This window comes from Robertmurraya sp. GLU-23, from assembly GCF_052983275.1.
On the sequence record NZ_JBRKCV010000015.1, the window covers coordinates 66,716 to 85,968 of the forward strand.

The 19,253-nt window shown below is 40.2% G+C and carries 23 protein-coding genes; 7 read left to right on the forward strand and 16 right to left on the reverse strand.

Annotation, left to right across the window (positions count from 1 at the left end):
* Positions 1–30 precede the first annotated feature (30 nt).
* Complete coding sequence (gene nhaC / locus ACVBAX_RS19545) at positions 31–1,413, reverse strand: Na+/H+ antiporter NhaC (RefSeq protein WP_447118478.1); 1,383 nt, start codon at positions 1,411–1,413, stop codon at positions 31–33.
* Between the two features lie 257 nt (positions 1,414–1,670).
* Complete coding sequence (locus ACVBAX_RS19550; RefSeq protein WP_447118479.1) at positions 1,671–2,522, reverse strand: VOC family protein; 852 nt, start codon at positions 2,520–2,522, stop codon at positions 1,671–1,673.
* A 205-nt stretch (positions 2,523–2,727) separates the two neighbouring features.
* On the opposite strand from ACVBAX_RS19550, the gene ACVBAX_RS19555 reads away from it, so the two are divergent.
* Positions 2,728–3,036, forward strand: coding sequence for a winged helix-turn-helix transcriptional regulator (locus tag ACVBAX_RS19555; RefSeq protein ID WP_430775640.1), 309 nt, complete (start codon positions 2,728–2,730; stop codon positions 3,034–3,036).
* A gap of 38 nt (positions 3,037–3,074) precedes the next feature.
* Here the strand turns inward: ACVBAX_RS19555 and ACVBAX_RS19560 are convergent, their stop codons facing one another.
* The 8 genes from ACVBAX_RS19560 to ACVBAX_RS19595 form a co-directional block, all read right to left on the reverse strand.
* Positions 3,075–3,587 (reverse strand): DoxX family protein, encoded by a 513-nt coding sequence (locus ACVBAX_RS19560; RefSeq protein ID WP_430775639.1) that lies wholly within the window; start codon positions 3,585–3,587, stop codon positions 3,075–3,077.
* Positions 3,588–3,777: 190 nt separating this feature from the next.
* On the reverse strand, positions 3,778–4,206 hold the full coding sequence (locus ACVBAX_RS19565) for a protein-tyrosine phosphatase family protein (RefSeq protein WP_447118480.1): 429 nt from the start codon (positions 4,204–4,206) through the stop codon (positions 3,778–3,780).
* A gap of 15 nt (positions 4,207–4,221) precedes the next feature.
* Positions 4,222–4,350, reverse strand: coding sequence for a hypothetical protein (locus ACVBAX_RS19570; RefSeq protein WP_447118481.1), 129 nt, complete (start codon positions 4,348–4,350; stop codon positions 4,222–4,224).
* A gap of 174 nt (positions 4,351–4,524) precedes the next feature.
* Entirely contained in the window at positions 4,525–6,291 is a 1,767-nt protein-coding gene (gene arsA, locus ACVBAX_RS19575) for an arsenical pump-driving ATPase (RefSeq protein ID WP_447118482.1), read from the reverse strand.
* 20 nt (positions 6,292–6,311) lie between these two features.
* Positions 6,312–6,665: an arsenite efflux transporter metallochaperone ArsD gene (arsD, locus tag ACVBAX_RS19580; RefSeq protein ID WP_447118483.1), complete on the reverse strand. Its 354-nt coding sequence runs from the start codon at positions 6,663–6,665 to the stop codon at positions 6,312–6,314.
* 88 nt (positions 6,666–6,753) lie between these two features.
* The gene (gene arsC / locus ACVBAX_RS19585) at positions 6,754–7,173 is read right to left on the reverse strand and encodes an arsenate reductase (thioredoxin) (RefSeq protein WP_430775632.1); all 420 of its coding nucleotides are present in this window, start codon (positions 7,171–7,173) and stop codon (positions 6,754–6,756) included.
* 15 nt (positions 7,174–7,188) lie between these two features.
* Positions 7,189–8,487 (reverse strand): arsenic transporter, encoded by a 1,299-nt coding sequence (locus ACVBAX_RS19590; RefSeq protein ID WP_447118484.1) that lies wholly within the window; start codon positions 8,485–8,487, stop codon positions 7,189–7,191.
* 12 nt (positions 8,488–8,499) lie between these two features.
* Positions 8,500–8,850 carry an ArsR/SmtB family transcription factor gene (locus ACVBAX_RS19595; RefSeq protein WP_447118485.1) on the reverse strand — a complete coding sequence of 117 codons (351 nt, stop codon included), beginning with the start codon at positions 8,848–8,850 and terminating at the stop codon, positions 8,500–8,502.
* Positions 8,851–9,147: 297 nt separating this feature from the next.
* On the opposite strand from ACVBAX_RS19595, the gene ACVBAX_RS19600 reads away from it, so the two are divergent.
* The 5 genes from ACVBAX_RS19600 (at position 9,148) to ACVBAX_RS19620 (ending at position 12,220) form a co-directional block, all read left to right on the forward strand.
* Positions 9,148–9,447 carry an ArsR/SmtB family transcription factor gene (locus tag ACVBAX_RS19600; protein WP_430775706.1) on the forward strand — a complete coding sequence of 100 codons (300 nt, stop codon included), beginning with the start codon at positions 9,148–9,150 and terminating at the stop codon, positions 9,445–9,447.
* A 74-nt stretch (positions 9,448–9,521) separates the two neighbouring features.
* The gene (locus ACVBAX_RS19605; protein WP_447118486.1) at positions 9,522–9,686 is read left to right on the forward strand and encodes a hypothetical protein; all 165 of its coding nucleotides are present in this window, start codon (positions 9,522–9,524) and stop codon (positions 9,684–9,686) included.
* 22 nt (positions 9,687–9,708) lie between these two features.
* Positions 9,709–9,843, forward strand: coding sequence for a hypothetical protein (locus ACVBAX_RS19610; RefSeq protein ID WP_430775627.1), 135 nt, complete (start codon positions 9,709–9,711; stop codon positions 9,841–9,843).
* 325 nt (positions 9,844–10,168) lie between these two features.
* The gene (locus ACVBAX_RS19615) at positions 10,169–10,747 is read left to right on the forward strand and encodes a TetR/AcrR family transcriptional regulator (protein ID WP_447118487.1); all 579 of its coding nucleotides are present in this window, start codon (positions 10,169–10,171) and stop codon (positions 10,745–10,747) included.
* A 12-nt stretch (positions 10,748–10,759) separates the two neighbouring features.
* Complete coding sequence (locus tag ACVBAX_RS19620; protein WP_447118488.1) at positions 10,760–12,220, forward strand: DHA2 family efflux MFS transporter permease subunit; 1,461 nt, start codon at positions 10,760–10,762, stop codon at positions 12,218–12,220.
* Between the two features lie 42 nt (positions 12,221–12,262).
* On the opposite strand, the gene ACVBAX_RS19625 is transcribed toward ACVBAX_RS19620, so the two are convergent.
* Complete coding sequence (locus ACVBAX_RS19625) at positions 12,263–13,606, reverse strand: MFS transporter (RefSeq protein WP_447118489.1); 1,344 nt, start codon at positions 13,604–13,606, stop codon at positions 12,263–12,265.
* A gap of 22 nt (positions 13,607–13,628) precedes the next feature.
* Positions 13,629–14,741, reverse strand: a complete 1,113-nt coding sequence (locus ACVBAX_RS19630) for a 5-methyltetrahydropteroyltriglutamate--homocysteine S-methyltransferase (protein WP_447118490.1) — start codon at positions 14,739–14,741, stop codon at positions 13,629–13,631.
* 141 nt (positions 14,742–14,882) lie between these two features.
* On the opposite strand from ACVBAX_RS19630, the gene ACVBAX_RS19635 reads away from it, so the two are divergent.
* Positions 14,883–15,797, forward strand: coding sequence for a LysR family transcriptional regulator (locus ACVBAX_RS19635; protein WP_447118491.1), 915 nt, complete (start codon positions 14,883–14,885; stop codon positions 15,795–15,797).
* Positions 15,798–16,040: 243 nt separating this feature from the next.
* Here ACVBAX_RS19635 and ehuA read toward each other — a convergent pair whose 3' ends face one another.
* The 4 genes from ehuA to ehuB all read right to left on the reverse strand — a co-directional run bounded on the left by ehuA (position 16,041) and on the right by ehuB (position 19,215).
* A complete protein-coding gene (gene ehuA, locus ACVBAX_RS19640; protein ID WP_430775617.1) occupies positions 16,041–16,868 on the reverse strand; it encodes an ectoine/hydroxyectoine ABC transporter ATP-binding protein EhuA in 828 nt (275 codons plus the stop codon).
* A gap of 52 nt (positions 16,869–16,920) precedes the next feature.
* Positions 16,921–17,586 carry an ectoine/hydroxyectoine ABC transporter permease subunit EhuD gene (ehuD, locus tag ACVBAX_RS19645; RefSeq protein ID WP_430775616.1) on the reverse strand — a complete coding sequence of 222 codons (666 nt, stop codon included), beginning with the start codon at positions 17,584–17,586 and terminating at the stop codon, positions 16,921–16,923.
* Positions 17,587–17,588: 2 nt separating this feature from the next.
* Positions 17,589–18,236: an ectoine/hydroxyectoine ABC transporter permease subunit EhuC gene (gene ehuC, locus ACVBAX_RS19650; RefSeq protein WP_430775615.1), complete on the reverse strand. Its 648-nt coding sequence runs from the start codon at positions 18,234–18,236 to the stop codon at positions 17,589–17,591.
* A gap of 97 nt (positions 18,237–18,333) precedes the next feature.
* A complete protein-coding gene (gene ehuB, locus ACVBAX_RS19655; protein WP_430775614.1) occupies positions 18,334–19,215 on the reverse strand; it encodes an ectoine/hydroxyectoine ABC transporter substrate-binding protein EhuB in 882 nt (293 codons plus the stop codon).
* Positions 19,216–19,253 lie beyond the last annotated feature (38 nt).

Consider the following 19,253-nt stretch of genomic DNA (forward strand, 5'->3'; position numbering starts at 1 on the left):
TCAAGAATCGGTCATACGTTCATTGTAAGGTTATTTCTCTAGCTTTGAAAGTTTGAAGCCAGTTAAACCGAATATCATCGTAATGATCGGACTCAATAAACAAAAGAACGTAAAAGGAAGATAAGATAATGTTTCTACTCCTAATACCCCCGTCAAAAAGACTCCACACACACTCCATGGAACAAGCGGATTGACTACTGTCCCCGCATCCTCCAATATTCTCGAAAGGTTTTTCCCGTGAAGACCCATCTTTTTGTACCTTTCTTTAAAGGAACTTCCTGTTAAAAGGATGGAAAGATATTGTTCCCCAACTAAGAAATTAATGGTAACAGCTGTTCCTGCCGTCCAAACCACAAGGCTCCATACCTTATTCAACATGCCGCTAATTCCTGCAAGCAAAGCTGGGAGAATTCCAAGCTTAAAAAATAACCCACCCATGGCTAATGCTAAAAGAATAAGGGAAACAGAAAACATCATGCTCTCCATTCCACCTCTAGAAAGCATGGAATCAATTTCCTCCACTCCTGTATTGGAAGAATAACCAGCAAATAGGGTGTTCATTAGTCCCTGAAGATCGATCTCCTTTTGCACAAATAACGTAACAATCAAAGAAGTAGCAATTCCTGATGCTAAAGTGATAATTGCTGGCACTTTTTTAATCGCTAACAATGCTAACATGACAAATGGTAATAAAGAGTACCAATGTACAAGATCATGATTTTTTAAACTTTCTTTTAAAAGATCTAAATCGGCAAAATTCGCAGCAGATTCTGCCGGTGACAACATAACAAATAATAGGAAAGATAAGACAAATGCTGGGACCGTTGTCCAAGCCATATTTCTGATATGGTCAAACAAGTCTACTTGAACAGTAGAAGATGCCAAAATCGTTGTATCTGATAGAGGAGACATTTTATCGCCAAAAAACGCACCTGAAATCACGGCTCCAGCTGTTATGGCATCTGAAAGTCCCAGCGCAGTGGACACACTCATAAAGGCAACGCCAATCGTTGCTGCAGTCGTTAACGAACTTCCAATACTCATACCAATAATAGCAGACACGGTAAATGCGATGGCATAGAACCATTTGTCGCTGACAACTTCAAGCGCTAAATAGATAAAAGTAGGAATCGTTCCACTTTCCATCCAACTACTAATCAGCATCCCGATAAAGAGAAAAATAAATACGGCTCCAGCTCCTGATTTCGCACCATTAATGATCGCCTCTTCCAATTCGTTAACCGAAACCTTCTTATAAATACCGTAAACAAACAATCCCATGATCGCTAAAACAATCGGAATATGAGGAACGGCACCAGCAAATATAAGAGAATAGCTAATTCCCCCAATAACGATCAAAGAAATAATAAAAGCTTCCATTGGTTTTAATGTTAGTACGCTGTCTTGATTCATGATGTTTTCCTCCAATAAGGGTTTTGAGCAAAGAAAAAAAGCCCTCACGTCAATAGGGACAAAGGAGCTCCATATTACCACCCTAATTCATATATGAATAGCAGACTTTCCAGCTCTCAATCCCACAGAAGGTCTCTATTTTACTTAAACGCTTTTTAGCACTAAAGTATGTTACTAATATAATAATTTACTAGGTTTCTGTCAAGAGAAAAACAAAAAGCAGTGGGCCCTAAAAAGAACCTCACTGCTTTTACCCATTAAACCACTAATCGAATTCGATTTCCCGAAGGATCTGCCGTAATATATGCACCCTTCTCCTCTGTAACTGCTACGCCCATTTCCTTTAACTGAGAGAGGATCTGCTTTCGCTTTTCGTCACTAGGAAACACCATGGTATAAGATTCCATGCCCACACTGTTTTCAGCTGCAGGCGGGGCACCAACACCATTCCAAATGTTCAATCCAATATGGTGATGGTATTTACCAGTAGAAATAAATAAGGCCTGGCCTCCGTATCGAGTAACAACTTCAAATCCGAGTCCCTTCGTATAAAACTCTTCTGTTTTTTGTAACTCTGACACATGAAGATGGATATGACCCATAATCGTTTCAGCTGGCATTCCGTTCCATGCTTTTCCTTCTCCCTCAGCAAGAAGACTTTCCGCATCTATCGCAACCGTGGGCATTTCCACTTCTCCATTATTCCAACTCCAACTAGAAGCTGGTCTGTCCGCATACACTTCGATTCCATTCCCATCTGGGTCAGCTAAATAGATCGCTTCACTTACCAAATGGTCGGATGCGCCTTGTAATGGATAACGCACCTGGAGAAAATGCTTTAATAATCTTCCTAAATCTGCACGAGTCGGTAATAATAATGCGAAGTGATACAGTCCAGTCGTACGTCCTTGCTTTGACACGACATTAACCGGTTGTTGAATAGAAACAAGCACTGTTTTACCATCAGCTGTTAGATCGGCTGTAGTGTTGGTTTGCTGTAACACCTGTAGTCCAATGACTTCTTGATAAAACGTAAGCGAACGCTCTAAATTTTCTACTTTTAGGTTTACTTGGCTAACAAATGTATTTGGTTCTCGATGAAATCCCATTTACGATCTCTCCTTTAGTATGTTCCTACATATATAGTTATCATTTACTGTTTATCTGTTAAAAACCGGTTTGAAGTAATTATTAGTAACTTACTTTATGTAAGTAATTATATTTTAATAACAAACAAACTTCAAGTAAGTATTTTATAAAAAATAATTTAATTATGTAAAAAAGGGGTTATAATAGAAGGAAGGAGTGATTGTCATGGATAAATCCATTTGTCCTAGATTTGAAAAAGCGATGAGTATTTTAAGCCAAAGATGGACCGGCTTAATTATTTACCAGTTACTAGGTGGCCCACAGCGTTTTTGTAGCCTAGAATCCTCTATTGGTGTAAGTGGTCGTGTACTTTCAGAGAGGTTAAAAGATCTGGAGAATGAAGGCATTGTGAATCGCGAAGTATTCCCAGAAACTCCTGTTCGAATTGAATATTCACTAACTGATAAGGGAGTAGCCTTAGAGCCTCTTATGAGAGATATAGAAAAATGGTCACAATCATGGCTAGAAGCATAACAAAAGGGTTGCAATTCAAAGATTGCAACCCTTTTTCATTAGTTTGTTACGATTTTACTTTCTTTTCCTTTTTTTGTTAACTTGCGTAAATATGGCAATGCATAACGATCTAGTCCGAATAAACCAGCATTGGCACCGGCAGTGATAATTAAGAAGCCCATTAAGATATCTGTAGGATTATGAGAAATTGTACCTGCTAATAAAAATGAAAAGTTCAATACCATTCCAAAGAAAGAAGCAGCTGTTGTTAAGCATCCTAAAATTAAGCCTAAGCCCACTAAAAATTCGCCCCATGGAACCATAAAATTAAATAACTCCACATTCGGTAAAGCGACACTTTCTAGGAATGATGTATACGCACCAAACACGGCACTACCATCTGGACCGACCACCGGATTTTTAATGGCATTTCCAATAAAGCCACTTGCATCAAATGCTCCTCCGCTTATTTTCCCCCAACCTGTTGTTAGAAAGCCGTATCCTAAATACAATCGAATGACTGTAACAATCCCTGCTGCAATATTGTTGTTTCTCCACCATTTGTTAATCATATGAATCTTCCTTTCAAAAATAAAATGTATTATTTCTATGCCCTAAGATTAACATTCTCAATTTCAAATATCATTACTTCAAAGGATTGTTCAAATTTCTGCTACAAAGTTATGGACTTTTTGTGAATAATATCACAATATATACTAAAGAAAAATACAGCCGACTATATGTCAGCTGTACGATTTCCAATTAAGCATTCGGGTAAATCTTTTTTAATGTTGCCTTCATCTCCGGCTTCACCTTAATTTTCGAACGAATTCCTTGGGCTATTTCTTCCGCCTTGTCGATTCCTTCAGCATGCCCTAATCCTAACAAGGTACCAATCGCAACTGTACCTGTACGATTGCTGCCACCACCGCAATGAAAATACACTTTTTTGCCTTCGTTATAGGAAGAAATCACTTCATCAATGGCCTTTTTTACAGACTCTTCTTGGTGCTCTTCCTCATCAACAATGGGCTGATGAATTCGGTTATATTGGGATTCTTCTGTTGGAGCCTCCGCGCGCAAATCATAGATCACGTCGATTTTCTCATTTTCCATAACCTCTTCCACTTGATCCGCTCCACCGATAAAAATTCGATCCTTGATTAAAGCCTGATAGTTTTTTTCACTCATTAAGGTATCCTCCTGTTAGCAACAATCGCTTTCGTTTCCGACAAGCACAAAAGCGTTTCGCTCTTCATTAAGTCCTAAAATCAGATCTCCAATATGATCCTCAATATGTGGATCGATTGCTACTTGAATCTCATTAATCGTCATTACTTTATCATTTTCTTCCGGCTCATCCAGAGCCAGCCCTACTTGTGGTCGTCCTCAGCCAAAGCCCGCAAAATATACGCGGAGACCATTGGCCGCTTGTTCTGCAAATACTTGCTTTAATTGATCACGTGCTTCATTAGTGATTTGCATCATCTTCATCCTCTCTAGTATGTTTTACTCCACCATTGCTTTTAAGTGTTCGTAACCTGATCGTTCTTCATTCATCAGTGGAACAATGGCACATTTTGCTGAAATCGCTTCTACCTTTTGAATCCACTGTTCCTCTGCGATGGCTCGTCCCTTTAGCACCGGATCCTTTGTATTCGTTGCATAAAGACTTTGGTTAATCACCCACCACTGTGGGAGGATCTCAGCTCTTTTCAAATCCTCTTGCAAACGCTGTGCTTCTAATACGGGAGTTGCTTCCGCTAACGTCACGATGACAACCGCTGTTTCCTGAGGATTTCTTAGGCGTGGCAAAAGCTTTTGAACACTCTCTGGAACTTCTCCCGTTGATCGAGATAGCTCTTTATGATACGACTGTGCCGCATCTAATAGTAGCAAAGTATGTCCGGTTGGAGCTGTATCAATCACTACAATTTCATCCTGTGATCGGTCCACCACTTCAGCAAACGCTCGAAAGACGGCAATTTCCTCCGTACACGGTGAATTCAAATCTTCCTCCAAATAAGCAAGGCCTTCTTCATCCAAGTTCTGTCCAGCAGTTGAAAGTACCTCTTTTTTATACATCTCCACCTCATGCTTCGGATCAATTCGGCTAATGGATAATTCGGGATATTCCTGATTTTCAAACATTAACTCCAAATGGGCCGCCGGGTCTGTTGTGGTTACATGCACTTTATGACCTTTTTCCACTAAGCCCACCGCGATCGCCGAGGCAATCGTCGTTTTCCCTACTCCCCCTTTTCCCATCGTTAAAATCACCCGGGTTTGTTGAGTAGAAAAATACGTCACTAGTTGTTCTAAGTCGGGAAGGGTGTGTCCTTTTTCAAGCTCTCCCGCTAATTGAACAGGTGGAATCGAATAATGCTTCAGTAGGTATCGCAAAGGCTCTAGCCCAGTTAAAGAATACGAAACATACGGCAAGGAGTAAATGACCGCTTGCTTTAATTCATCTGGCAACTGACTCACCGCATTTCTTTGCTTTTTATAAAAAGCCGTAGAAATCTTATCATCCGGAAAATACGTTTGTAGGATTCCATTAAGAATTACCGCTTGATTCTGTATGCCAATTTCCTTTAGTTCCTTTGCTGCCCGATTGGCCTCGTAAAGCGATGATTCATCCGGTCTAGCGACAAGAACGAGCATCGTTTTAGTAGAATCGGATAATGCTTGAACGGTTTTTGCATATAAATCCTTTTTCTCCCCGAGTCCTGACAACGGCCCTAAACAAGAAGCACCATGAGTACTTTCCTCTAAAAAGCCACTCCAAGCAGATGGTAATTGAAGCAACCGAAGCGTGTGTCCCGTTGGAGCCGTATCAAAAATGATATGGTCAAAAACATCTACAATCGCTGGATCGGCTAATAGACTGGTAAATTCATCAAATGCCGCTATTTCTACCGTACATGCTCCGGATAATTGCTCTTCCATCGTGGCTAAGACGGAATCAGGCAGCACCCCTCGATACGGTCCAACAACCTTTTCACGATAGGCTTTCGCTGCTTGTTCCGGGTCTAAATTACAAGCATATAAATTCTTCACCTTTGGAATTTCGACTGGAATATTCGTTAGTTCGAGTTCTAAAACATCTTGAAGATTCGAAGCTGGATCTGTGCTTACAAGAAGAACCTTCTTTCCTTCATCCGCAAGCGAAACAGCCGTTGCACAGGCAGTCGATGTTTTTCCTACCCCACCTTTTCCGGTAAAGAACAGAAACGGCGTATGAACAACAGTTTTGGGATCAAATGGTTGGAACATTACCTTACACCTTCCATCGGTTAGATTAGATTGATTTTATTCGTAACCTTCTTCTTCTCTAATTCAGTCATACTGATCCCAAACCACTGAGCCAGAGTTTCGTTTGATGGATAGCTTCCTGATTGACTGACTTCCCCATTGACTAACGTAATCGGCAGCGAATCTGGACCTTTTTCATGCAACAATTGGTTCACCTTCGTATTCTCAGCAAACTTACCCGGTTCACTCGCCAAGTTATACCTTGTAATATCGAAGCCCTTTTTTTCTAAAATAAACACAGAAGTGGCCATTCTTGTTAATTCAGGATCAACACTTGGTCCACACACACCTGTTGGACAGCATAGTGCAGGGTCAAAGATTTCTACTTTGGTCAAGGTAAAGCACCCCTTTAATTTTATAAGCATATACTTATATATAAGGTCGAAAACACCCCAGAGATGTATTCATCCCCGGGTTTTATGCTTATTTCCCTGTTTCAGCAAATGTTTTGATTCGATCGCCAATTTCATCACGAACACGTTGGAAAAATGCCCATTTTTCTTCTTCTGTTCCTTCTGCTTTCGCAGGATCATCAAAGCCCCAATGCTCACGCTTCACATGTGGAGGAGTCACTGGGCAATGATCTGCTGCGTGTCCACATAGAGTGACCACTAAGTCCGCTTTATTTAAGATTTCAGGATCAATCGTGTCAGATGTTTGATTGGAAATATCGATACCTGCTTCTGTCATTGCTTTTACTGCATTTGGGTTCAAACCATGTGCCTCAAGTCCAGCACTTTTCACATCCCACTCTTCTCCTAAATGCTTTTTCGCCCATCCTTCAGCCATTTGGCTTCTGCAAGAATTTCCAGTACATAAAAAGTAGATTGTTTTTTTCGTCATGTTTTCCTTCTCCTTTTAGTGGATGATTAATAACCAAATATATAGCCCAACTAACGTAATAAATAATGTTGGGATGGTTAGAATGATACCTGTTTTAAAATAAGTGCCCCATGAAATTTTGACTCCCTTTTGCGATAAAACATGAAGCCATAGTAGTGTCGCAAGTGATCCAATCGGGGTGATTTTCGGTCCAAGGTCCGAACCAATCACATTCGCATAGATGAGCGCCTCTCGAATGACTCCCGTTGTATTGGTGTCAGCAATCGCTAACGCATCAATCATAACGGTCGGCATATTGTTCATGACAGAGGATAAAATCGCTGCAATAAAGCCCATTCCTATAGTGGCTGCGAACAACCCTTGATCAGCCGTCACCTGAATCAGGTCTGCTAATAAATTCGTTAAGCCTACATTTCGCAGACCGTAAACGACCACATACATCCCAATCGAGAAAAAGACAATCGCCCATGGTGCTCCTTTTACAACGGTGCGAGTATTAACAGCCGGACTTCTTCTACCCATAAAGAGGAAGAAGATCGCGACAATACCTGCGATAATGGAAACAGGAATTCCTGTAAACTCACTTGCAAAATACCCAATGAGTAGAACCGCTAATACTAGCCAAGAGAGACGGAACATTTTCTGATCTCGTATAGCGTCCACCGGTTGTTTCAGCTGCGTGAGATCATAGGATTTTGGAATACTTTTTCGAAAATAAAGATAAAGAACCAGAATGCTCGCTGCTAACGAAAAGAAGTTTGGAACAATCATCCTTGAGGCGAATTCAGCAAAGCCGATGCCAAAAAAGTCAGCAGAAACAATATTCACCAGGTTACTAACGACAAGTGGTAATGAAGTGGTATCAGCGATAAATCCACTCGCGATAATAAATGGAAACACCATCTTTTCATTGAATTGTAAGTTTCGAACCATCGCCAGAACGATTGGTGTGAGAATTAACGCTGCTCCGTCATTCGCAAAAAATGCCGCAACGACCGCTCCTAGGATTGAAACATACACAAACATAAGAACACCGTTTCCTTTTGCGGCACGAGCCATATGAAGGGCCGACCACTCAAAGAAACCAATTTCATCAAGAATTAAAGAAATGATAATAATGGCGATAAATGCTAATGTCGCATTCCATACGATGCTTGTTACATCAAGAACATCCTGAAAATCCACCACCCCAACAAGCAACGCTAGAATTGCCCCACCACAAGCGGACCATCCAATCGACAACCCCTTCGGCTGCCAAATAACTAAAACTAATGTCAGCAAAAAAATCACTGATGCTAAAACAATAGATGTCACAAAAGAACCTCCTTATTCACAACAAGAAATACGCAAACCTTGTTTTTCTAATTCATCCAGTCTGAAGCCTTGATCGGGTAAAGATTTAAGCACATCCTGCAAGAATGGATAGTATTCACTTTCCTTATTTAAGGAATAAATAATCCACTGCCCTCTTCTTGATTCCTTAACAATTCCCTTATCCTTTAGCTTTCGCACATGCTGGCTAATCGCAGGCTGACTGGTTTTAAAAATCTCAACAAACTCACACACACAGCAGTCGTGTGAATCTAATATTTTCACGATCGTTAATCGTGTTTTGTCTCCTAGAAGCTTTAAGATATTTGCGACTTCTTCAATCTCAATGACAGTTTCTTGTTGCATGGAAACACCTCCTAATTGGCCATTAGAATACGTTTATCTTCCCCAAATATTTGATGTAAATAATCATATAATCGATTACTTATATAATAATACACTTATATACATAGCTCAATCAGTTTTTTGTAAAGCTTTTGTAAAGTCGAAAAAATAAAATCAATTTTTTTTGATTTAACAGTTGCCAAAACCTACCACTGGAAGTATAATACATTATATCAAGTATTTTTGATTAAAGGAGAACGAAAAGTGAAACAGTTCATTCCCTTAACGGACGTAACTCGTAATGCAACTAATGAAGAGATTTCTTTGCAAAGCAAGCTTGTAACATACGAAGCCAAATTCAAAGCCCTTGCAGATCAAAAACGACTATACATCTTACACCTTTTGGTTCAACAAAACTCGAGCTGTGTTTGTGATTTGAGTGAGTTGATTGACATGCCTCAATCCAAGCTTTCGTATCACTTAAAGATTTTGCTTGATGCCGGTTTAATCACAAAAGAAACAAAAGGTACGTGGAGCTATTACCAAGTAAACACCGAAGAAGTCAATCACCTACTGTCCCCTGAGCTTTGCTGCCTATTTAGACCTAGCTGCTGTTAGGTTTTCTTTTAAAAGGTTAAATCAATTTTTTTTGATTAATAAATCAATATATTTTGATTAAAGGAGACGATCACATGTTTTATCACGACTATCAAACAATCGCAAAGCTAAAGCAACAGGAAGTAGAAAGAAATGCTAGACACGCATGGAAGTTTTTTGAAAGAGAAGAATCGAAAAAAATCTCCATCCCTGCTCCGCGTAAAGATCCAAATTGCTGTGTGACACCCGCTAACGCTTAATTTTGAAAGGAGGTGACTAATAATGAGCTTTTTGAAGAAACTAGTAAAAAACAATAAGAATTCAGATTGCTGTGGTGTAGAAATCAAGGAAGTTAGTGAAAAAGATGAGAAGACTAGCGCTTGCTGTAGTGGGGACGATCAGACGAAGTGTTGTTAATAGATATATTTTAGGAATGGTTCGAATAGGTATGTTCGTGCCATTCTTTTTTCGGTGCTTGTATTTGGACTCTGCCCCCCTTTTTTCGGCGACTACTGTCCGAATCAGCTCTGCATTCAGACTCTGTCCTCCTTTTTTCCAGCGCCCCCTTTCCGAATCACCCTCCCATTCGGACTCCATCTTCCTTTTTCCCGCGAACCCTGTTCAAATCCCCCTCCCCCACCAAGTTAACAACCCCCACAACTTAATAATTGACATTGCCTCGAATTCTAACTATATTTATATAGACCGATCTCTATAATTTTCTAAAGGATGACTTCATACGATGAAAACCAAAAAAGAACATACAAAAGAGATTATTTTACAAACCGCTTCTCGCTTGTTTCAACGTCAAGGATATAGCGCGACCGGGGTTAATCAAATTATTGAGGAGAGTCGTACTCCTAAAGGCTCTCTGTATTACCATTTTCCAAAGGGGAAAGAAGAAATTGCTTTAGAAGCCATTAACCTAATGAAGCAACATGTTCTAGAGCAAACCGCACATGACCTTGCTTCCACAGATAATCTGATTCATGCTTTTCAACATCATGTGAACAATATTGCTTTATTTTTTGATTCGCCTTGCAGCTTAGAAGGGTTAAAAATTGGCTTACTTGCTGCAGAAACCGCGAATACTCATGAACCACTTCGACTTGCTTGTGAAAAAACCTTCAAAGAATGGCAGGATCTTTACGCGGAAAAGCTTGAACAAAATGGCTACGAAACCACAAAGGCTCGAGAGCTTGCCGTTACCATCAATGCCCTGCTTGAGGGTGCAACAACACTTTCATTAACTAGTAAAAATGGGGATACTTTACGGTTGATTGCTAACCAAATTCCCACCTTACTTAGCCATAAGAACTAGGAGGAAAAAAGAATGAATATCGACGCTCAAATAAGTAAAACACAGGGGGAAGAAACGGGTGAATACAAAGTACTCCCGATTCTTGTCTCTTTCTTAATTGCTGGATTCATCGGTTTATTCAGTGAAACAGCTTTAAACATGGCACTTGGTAGTTTAATAGAGGACTTTGCCATTAAAGAAACAACGGTTCAATGGTTAACAACTGGTTACTTATTAACATTAGGAATTCTCGTTCCTGTATCCGGTCTTATTTTACAGTGGTTTTCAACCCGACAATTGTTCATTGTTTCACTTGCCCTCTCCATTATTGGAACATTTATCGCAGCGATTGCTCCTTCCTTCGCCGTCTTAATGTTAGCACGTGTGGTGCAAGCAATGGGAACAGCGGTCATGTTGCCCTTAATGTTCAATACGATTTTATTAATTGTTCCACCGTATAAACGCGGGAAAATCATGGGGCTCATGGGCCTTGTCATTATGTTTGCGCCAGCAGTTGGACCAACACTTTCTGGTCTTATTTTAAAAAATCTAACATGGCACTGGATTTTCTGGATTTGCCTTCCATTATTAATCGTTGCTCTAGTTTTTGGGTACTTCTATATGCAAAATGTATCCACACCAACAAAGCCAAAGATTGATGTATTATCGATTGTTTTATCAACGATTGGATTTGGTGGAGTAGTGTACGGATTTAGTTCTGCAGGTGAAGGCGGTGGCTGGGGAGATCCAACCGTGATTACTGCCATTTCAGTTGGTTTGATCGGACTTCTTTTATTCTGTATCCGTCAAACAAAAATGAATCAGCCGATGCTTAATCTTCGTGCGTTTAAATACCCGATGTTTGTGGTTGGATTATTATTAGTTCTCATTTGTATGATGGTTATTTTATCGTCCATGATTCTTTTGCCGCTGTACTTACAAACATCTCTTGCTTTAAGTACATTTGCTGCCGGACTTCTTCTCTTACCTGGTGGAATTGTGAACGGATTATTATCACCTGTCATGGGTAGCTTATTTGATAAATTTGGACCAAAATGGTTAGTCATCCCTGGTCTTGTGATTGTCACTGGCTCCTTATTCGGTTTTTCAACGATCGATTTAGAAACGTCTTCAGCATTCCTTATTGCGATGCATATCTTGATGATGGTTGGCGTTTCCATGATTATGATGCCTGCTCAAACCAATGGATTAAACCAATTGCCACGTGAACTGTATCCAGATGGAACCGCCATTATGAACACCTTACAGCAGGTGGCTGGTGCGATCGGAACAGCCATCGCGATTTCGATTTTATCATCTGGCACAGAGAATTATTTGAAGAACGTGACAGATGCAACAAATCCTCTCAATCCATTACTAGCCTTCACTTCAGGGGTACAGGATGCCTTTATTTTTGCTATTGTCATTGCTGTAGTTGGGGTCTTCGTTAGTATATTTATTAAAAGAGTTCATGTGGAGCATCAAGCTTCATAAACAAAGAAACAGAGCTAATTTTTCCATTAGCTCTGTTTTTCTTTATGCACTCTTATTTGTTGTTTTTAGTACCATGTCAAAACTGCCGTATTTCTCTTGAACAGCTAAAAGGGCAATTCCACCAATAATACTTGGAACAGCAAAGGCCAAAAATGCCTGCTGTGGCTCTAAATTAGTGGTTAGCAAGAGACCGATGATCAGAGGGGCTAAAATCGCTCCGATTCTTCCAATTCCAACGGTTACACTAAGACCTGTCGTTCGAATTTCTTGAGGGTAAAATTCAGAAATATAAGGATTTACTAGATTTTGCGTTCCGCCCGTGCATGCACCACCAAGGGCAATTAATACATATAAAAGATAGGTATTTGATGTGATACTTAAAGAAGCGAAGCAGATCGCCCCTATGATAAACATAAATAATAGGACTTTTCGGTGCCCGACTCGATCCACTAAATATCCACCTAGTAACGAACCTCCAATTTGCCCGACTCCTAACACGAGGCTGAATGAAAGACTCGAAGTGATTCCGTATCCCGATCCTTGCATAATTTTTGGAAGCCAGGTGTTTAAGCCATAAATCATAAGGAGACAGCTAAATACCATCGTCCAAAAAGCCAATGTACTAACCACACGATTGTCGGTGAATAATTTTTTCGCAGGTAACCCTTTTGCCCGCTCTTTTACAGCTACATACTCGAAATCGTCTGTAGCTTGATAATTTGCTTTTGTATCAACTTTATTTAAGATGTTTGCGATTTCTTTTCCTCGGTTACGGAGGATCAAATAGGAAAGCGATTCAGGGAATTGCTTAAGAAAGAATGGCAGCGTGAATAAAGGGATAATCCCTAGCCAATATAAGAATCTCCAGCCTAGACTTTCCATCACATACATGCCTATCAGTGATGCCAATATCGCTCCAATGGAGTAACCACAATACATCGTCGCAACAATCATTGCTCGCTTTTTCTTAGGTGAATATTCAGTCATTATGGCAATGACCGCTGGCATTAATCCCCCCATTCCTAAGGCAGCAATAAATCGCATAATCGTAAAAGTAAGTGAATTGGGAGCTAAACCAGCTAATAATGAAAACACACTGAATAAGATCATACAAAGTGCTAATATCTTTTTTCGACCGATAAAATCGGACAATGAGCCAAGGATAAATGATCCTAGCATCATCCCAACTAACGTGTAGCTGCCAATCGCACCCGCCTCAACAAGGGTTAAATCGTATTCATTCATCATCGACGGCAAGCCGATCCCGTATAAAGCAATATCAAATCCATCAAAGGCGATGGCATAAAAACACCATAAAAATACTAATAAATGAAATCGATTAAACTTACTTTCAGCAATTACTTGAGAAGCCTGAACCAAGCGCATATCATTCCACCTCTTCTCGTGCTTATTTCCAAACTTCCTTAGAGATGTCAACAACATGCTGAAGCTTTGCCCACTGTTGCTCCTCTGTCAAAAGATTTCCCTCTTCTGTTGACGCAAACCCGCATTGAGGGCTTAAACATAATTGATCTAATGGGACAAATTTGGACGCCTCTTCAATTCGCTTCTTGATAATATCCTTGTTTTCAAGTTCTCCAAACTTTGAGGTAACCAAGCCTAAAACAACTTGCAGGCCCGGTCTAGTAACAAAACGAAGTGGTTCAAACCCACCTGAACGATCGTTATCATATTCTAGGAAGAAACCATCGATGTTTAAGTGGCCAAATAATTGTTCTGCAACAGGTTCATATCCACCAGAAGAAATCCAGGTGGAGCGGAAATTTCCGCGACAAATATGCATCGTTATTTTTAAATCGGCCGGACGATCAGTTACAGCTTTGTTTAGCGTTTGTAAATACATCTTAATTAAGTAATCTGGGTTTAATCCTTTGGCCCGAAGCTGTTCCTTTTGTTCCTCTGAACATAAATACGCCCAAGAGGTATCATCTAACTGTAAATAACGGCAACCCGCATCGTAGAAAGCTTGAATCGCCTTTTTATAAGTTGCAGCTAAATCAGCAAAAAACTCTTCCTCGTCTGGATACACTGATCCATCCACTTCTCCACGAAAATGAAGCATACTTGGACTTGGAATCGTAAACTTGGCTGTATGGTCCCCTGCTACTTGATGGAGATATTGATAGTCTGCTAACATCGGATGATTCCCAAAGTCTAATTTACTAGTCACTTTAATGGCACGAGATTTGGTTTGTTTTTGGTGAAATTGAATTCCGTTTCCTGACCAATAACCTTCCACACCAACCAAATTTTCTAAGAAATCAAAATGCCACCAAGCTCTTCGAAATTCTCCATCCGTCACAGCCTGTAGACCGATCTCCTTTTGTTTATCAACGATCCTGGCAATTTCCTTATCCTCAATTTTTCTTAATTGATCTAATGTAATCTCACCAGCTGCACTCTGTAATCGAGCTGTTTTAATAACATCTGAACGTAATAAACTCCCCACTTGATCGGCACGAAAAATCGTTTGATTCTTCCCCTTCGTTTCTACTGTCATCGTATTCCCTCTTTTCTGTTTTTCTAATGTTTGTATCCTATCACGATTTTCGTGCTATAGTGTAACTGTTAAAAGTAATCAGTCGTTATAACCAAAAACTATAACGATCTGAAATACACAGACGAAAAACGGGGAGTCAAGATGAAGTTACAGCAGCTAAAATATGTGATAGAAGTGGTGGCGTGTGGTTCGATTAATGAAGCAGCACGTAGATTATATCTCTCACAACCTAGTTTATCAAAAGCGATCAAAGAGCTTGAAAGAGAAATAGGGATTACCATTTTCACTCGTACATCGACAGGAATTACCCTCTCTCCAGATGGAGCTGAGTTTCTTGGGTATGCTAGGCAAGTGGTGGAACAAGCGGAATTGTTAGAGCGCCGTTACTTTAATACGGCCCCTTCTGAGCAGCTCTTTTCCGTTTCCACCCAGCATTATGCATTTGCCGTTAACGCATTCGTTGAAATGATTAAAAAACATGGTGAGGATAAATACCAATTTACACTTAGGGAAACGAGAACCTATGAAATCATCGAAGACGTCAAAAACCTACGAAGCGAAATAGGCATTTTGTATGTGAGTTCCTTTAATGAAAAAGTCATGATGCCTTTACTAAAAGAACGAGGGTTAGATTTTGAAGTTCTTTTTCAAGCAAAACCTCATATATTCGTCAGTACTCAAAATCCCCTTGCGAAGAAATCAACAGTCACGTTAGAGGAGCTAGAAGAATTTCCACGTCTTACTTTTGAACAAGGGGAGTATAACTCGTTTTATTATTCAGAAGAACTATTTAGCACGATTCCTTGTAAAAAAAGCATTCAGGTTAGTGATCGAGCCACCCTTTTTAATCTGTTAATTGGGTTGAATGGGTATACAATATCTACTGGCATTTTAAGTGAAGATTTAAATGGATCCGATATTGTATCTGTGCCGCTTGAAGAAGGGGAACTAATTACAGTTGGCTGCGTCGTTAATAAAAAAACACAACTTAGCAGGATCGCTAAATTGTATTTAGAGGAGCTCAAGCAAACCATTGATTTTTATCTTTTACGTTAACAATGGGGACGTAATAGATAAGGATAGAAAATAAACACACTGAAGAAAAAGAAATGTATTATGGGGATGCACTGTACTCACTTGAGGAATTAAAATGAAGAATTGTAGATTATATTAATTTTAATGAGTATAAAACAAAAAATTGGCAGGTATGAGATCAATACCGGACTCATACCTGCCAATTACCCGCTTAATATAAACTCTAACTTCTGGGGTCACTTCATGCCTGTCCCAAGGTCCAGTTTAGCGTGAGTGGAAGCGGGTTAGGAATTCTTTTGTTCGTTGGTGCTTTGGTTTGGTGAATAGGATGTGTGGCGGGCCTTGTTCGACAATTTTTCCACCTTCCATAAATACTACGCGGTCCGCGATGTCTCGAGCGAAGTCCATTTCGTGTGTGATTAATAGCATAGCCATTTCACCTTGTACAGCAATCTCACGAATGACCTCGAGTACTTCTCCTACCAGCTCTGGATCGAGGGCTGAAGTGACTTCATCAAAGAGCATGATTCTTGGTTTCATTACAAGGGCACGTGCAATGGCCACACGCTGTTGCTGACCACCTGATAATTGCGAAGGATACACGTCGAGCTTGTGGTCCAATCCAACCTTCTTCAGCATTTCAATCGCGCGTTTTTCCGCTTCCTTCTTCTCAACACCTGCCACATGAACGAGGGCTGCCGTAACATTTCGTAGGATTGTCATATGCGGAAACAAATTGTAATGCTGAAAGACCATACCAATATCTCCACGCACCTTGCTAATCTGCTTTTCTGCTGCAGGAACGAGTTTGCCGTTCACCGTCTTGTGCCAAAGTTGTTCACCGTTCACCTCTATTGTACCAGAGCTAGGTTGTTCTAAAGTCATGAGCATTCGTGCGAGTGTCGTTTTTCCTGACCCACTAGGCCCAATAATAGCGACTTTTTCCCCTGGGTCAATTGTAAAGTCAAGCTCTTTCAATATTTCGAGATCACCATAAGATTTACTTATTTTTGTATAACGAACAATCGGTGTTTGTTCTAGTTTTCCCGTCTCCTCGCTTATTTTGATTGGTAGAATGGATGTTTGGCTCATACTCATCTTCCTTTCTTTTCAATTAAAAGCATCAAGCTCCATGCAACAAACGTCATGCAGCTCGATTAAAACGATTAGCCGTTTTATTTTCTAAATAACGGACAACAAGAGATGCAGGGTAGCTTAACAAGAAGAACAATAGCCCTACAATTGTAAAAGCTTCGATATACTTGAACGAACTAGACCCAATGATTTTTGCCGTCTGCATCATTTCTACTAGTGTAATTGCCGAAAGTATTGGAGTTTCCTTAAACATAACAATGAAATAGTTTCCTAGCATCGGGAAAACAGGAGGTAATGCCTGGGGTAAAATGATACGAAACCACGTTTGTCTCTTGGTAAAATTAAGGGCAGTACCTGCTTCCCATTGACCCTTTGGAACTGCTTCAATCCCTGAGCGATACACTTCCGATAAATACGTACTATAATGAATCCCCAGTCCAATGACACCTGCCACAAAAGGGGTTAGCGATATTCCAAATTCAGGGAGAACATAAAAAATGAAGAACAATTGAACGAGCAATGGAGTGGTACGAATAAACTCGACAAAAGCAGTTACTAAAAACAACAAGGGCTTGAAGTTTGATCGTTTACACACTGTCCACACCAGCCCGAGAAGTGCAGCAACAATAAATGCCGTAACAGTTGCACCTAACGTAATCCACATCGCGTCAACTAAATCAGGAACAATTGAAATGGCAAAATTAGAATCCCACATGCTTACACCCTCCCTACGGATAATTTTCTCTCTAGCCATTTAAAACCTAATGTCATTGGATAGCCAATTAAAAAATAGAAGACAAGTAGCAAAGTGAAAATTTCCGTTGTTTGCATCGTTGTCGTCCGGAGGGACATCGCTTGAAAGGTTAAATCAGACAAGGTAACTAACGAAACGAGTGCAGTCCCTTTTAAAAGTTCGATTGATAAGTTGCTGAAGGTTGGAAGCATGATGAGCATAGCTTGAGGCAAAACAATATATCGTAACCTTTGAAACGGAGTCATGTTCAATGCAATGGATGCTTCTGTTTGCCCCTTTGGTACTGCTAAAATAGAGCTTCTAACAACCTCCGCGCCATAAGCTCCATAATTCAGGCCGATTGCAAGAATTCCTGCTGTCATCGCAGGAATGCTTACGCCCAGCATCGGGAGTGCAAAATATAACCAAAACAATTGAATAAGAAGAGATGTCCCACGAAACACTTCAATATAGACGTTTGCAATAAATCTAACTACCTTCCACTTTGACAATTTCATAAATCCGAATAGAAAAGAAAAGACCAACGCAATAAGCATAGAGAATATCATGACCTTTAAAGTCACAATCGCACCGTCTAGCAATGGCGGAATAAAATCAACAAATGAATACATTCAGGCACCCCTCCTTTATTTGAAAAATATAGCTAAGGTAAAACCGAGAGAAGGAACTCTCTCGGTTGCAGCCCTTATGGTAGATAGAACATTAAAATTATTTGCTTAATTCTTCAGCAGTCACGTCTCCTGGAAGCTCCTGTTCCGTAAATCCAAATTGGCTAATGATCTCTAGCAATTCTCCCGATTCCTTCATGGCAGCTAACTCTTTGTTAAACGCTTCTCTAAAATCATCATCTTCTTGACGGAATACCGTTGCACCATATCCACGAACACTCTTCCCATCAATGATTGGATCTTCAAAATCCATAACACGTTCAACGTCAGGATCATTTGCTGCATCCAGCACAGACTGAAGTGATGGACCAGTCATTGCGATGACATCCACATGTCCAGCTTGTAGTGCGGCAAGGGCAGACGGGTTATCAGGAACTACTTGGATTTGACTCTCGTCTACACCAACACTCTTTAAGTAATCACTTTGAATGGCTCCACTCATAACTGCCACTTTTATATCCGAGTTATTTTTAATATCTTCATAGCTTTTAATATTTAAAGGATTCCCTGTTTTAACAGCAATCGCTTCCCCAATGCTATACTCCGGATCCGCAAAGTCCACCTGCTTTGCTCTTTCAGGTGTAATATACATCCCAGCAGTAATTAAGTCGAAACGCTTCGCTTGAATACCAGGAATAAGGGAACCAAACTCAGTTAAAACCCCATTCATTTCTTCAATCCCCATCTTTTTCAGCACAGCACGCGCTACTTCAACAGCTTCTCCTGTTAGCTTTCCATCAGGAGTGGCATACGCGTACGGAACTTCATTGGCAAACCCAACGGTAACAAAGCCTTCACTTTTTACTTTTTCTAGCGTAGTTTCTCCCTTTTCTTCACTTCCTGACGTCCCCTCTGTTTGGCTACATGCCACTAAGCTGAAAATCAACAGTACTGTTAAAAAAGCTTTCATATATTTACGCATCACATATTACCCCCTGTAATATTTTTAAGCTAACAGTC